Source organism: Streptomyces diversicolor, from assembly GCF_057537855.1.
Genome location: NZ_BAAJXA010000117.1, coordinates 1 through 1,626, shown reverse-complemented (window position 1 = coordinate 1,626; position 1,626 = coordinate 1). Strand labels below are relative to the sequence as shown.

The window sequence follows — 1,626 nt, the reverse complement described above, 5'->3', positions numbered from 1 at the left end:
GGTGGGCAGGCTGGTCGCCCGGCTGATGCCCCTATGGATGTCAAGCAGCTGGTGCTGGTGTCACCGCGGTTCGCGGGTGATCGTCTGGTAGATCTCTCGTGCGATGTACCGTTTCAGGCACCGGATGGCTTCTCGGCGGGTCTTGCCTTCACTGATGCGTCGCTCCACGTAGTCGCGCGTGCGGGTGTCCCAGCGCAGGCGGGCCAGGACGATGGTGTAGAGCGCGGAGTTGGCCTGGCGGTCGCCGCCGCGGTTGAGTCTGCGGCGTTGGGTCTTGCCGGAGGATGCCTCCACCGGGCTGACGCCGCAGAGCGCGGCGAAGGACGCTTCGCTGCCCATCCGTTGTGGGTTGTCACCGGCCGCTATCAGCAACGCGGCAGCGGTGTCCGGGCCGACGCCGTAGTGCTCCAGGATTCTCGGTGCACGTGCGGCGATGGCGGTGGTGATCCGCGCGGTGAGGTCGTTGATCTCTTCGGTGAGATGCTGGATCCGTCGGGCCAGCAGCCGGAGTGTGTGCCGGGCCGCCGCTGCCGGGCCGATCCCCTCCTCGGCCTCCAGCTCGGAGCACCGGCGGATGAGCTTGGGGTTGCCCAGCCCGGTCAGTGATTCACGCAGAGCAGGATCCGCGGACACCAGGACGGCCTTGAGCTGGTTGATCGCCTGCGAGCGCGACTTGATCGCGGAGCCCTTGGCCATCTTGAGCATCCGGATGGCCTCCACCGGCCCGTCGCTGGTCTTGGCGTTGGCAGTGGCCCGACCGGACAGCACCGCTTGGGCGGCAGCTGCCGCGTCGATCGCGTCGGTCTTGCCGCGCCGGCGGCGGGTGGCCTTGTCCGGCTGGTTGACCTCGATGACAGTGATGCCTTCGCTGTGCAGGTAGCGTGTCAGCGCCGCGCCGTAGGAGCCGGTGCACTCGACGCCGGCCCGCTGGAGCCGCCCGAAGGCACGTGCCCAGGCCAAGAGTTGCCGGTAGCCCTCCTGGGTGGTCGGGAAGCTGCGGGTGTCCAGCATGGCCCCTGTCGTGGTGGTCACCGCGGCGACGTGGGTGTCCTTGTGGGTGTCCACTCCGAGTACGACGTCCTCGGGCGGTTCGGCCGTGTGGTGACGGGTGCGGGTGGGCTGGGTCATGCTGGGCACGGTCGCCTGTCTCCTGAGCGCTTCGGGAACACCGGTGGCCGACGCCGGGCCGGTGTGGCGGTCAGGACTGTGACGGTGCCTGTCGCGAAGGCCCCTATCGGGACACGCCCACCGGTCCGGCGGCAGCAAGCGCCGCCTCCGGCGTGGTCGACAGATCAGCACGCAGGGCACGAAGCCAGTCGCGTCGCGGGTCAGACCACCGCCCGAGGCGGCACCCGATCATCCTCACAGTCGCGTCGGGTGGGCGCCGGGTTCCACGGCTCCGGTCGGGTGGTGCTGCTCGTATGGACGGGAAGTTGCTGGTCAGTCGGGGTTCGGCAGGGCCGCAAGCCGTTGCAGGGCTTCGGTGATCAGGCCGGTCCAGGGCCAGTGCCTGGCGAGGCGGAGGATGCGGCGGCGTCCGGTGGTGACGAACTGAGCGGCCGCGGAGAACAGCCGCAGCCGCAGGCGGCGGGGCTCCCACCGGCGGGCTTGGCCGGTGAGGGCGAG

General features: G+C 70.2%; 2 protein-coding genes. Both read right to left on the bottom strand.

Annotated features, from left to right (window positions below; translation table 11 throughout):
* Nucleotides 1–60: 60 nt before the first annotated feature.
* Nucleotides 61–1,128, bottom strand: a complete 1,068-nt coding sequence (locus tag AC27LF_RS45385) for an IS110 family RNA-guided transposase (RefSeq protein ID WP_479662442.1) — start codon at nucleotides 1,126–1,128, stop codon at nucleotides 61–63.
* Nucleotides 1,129–1,440: 312 nt separating this feature from the next.
* Nucleotides 1,441–1,626: transposase (locus tag AC27LF_RS45380; RefSeq protein WP_479662443.1), on the bottom strand; the 186-nt coding region annotated here is incomplete at its 5' end.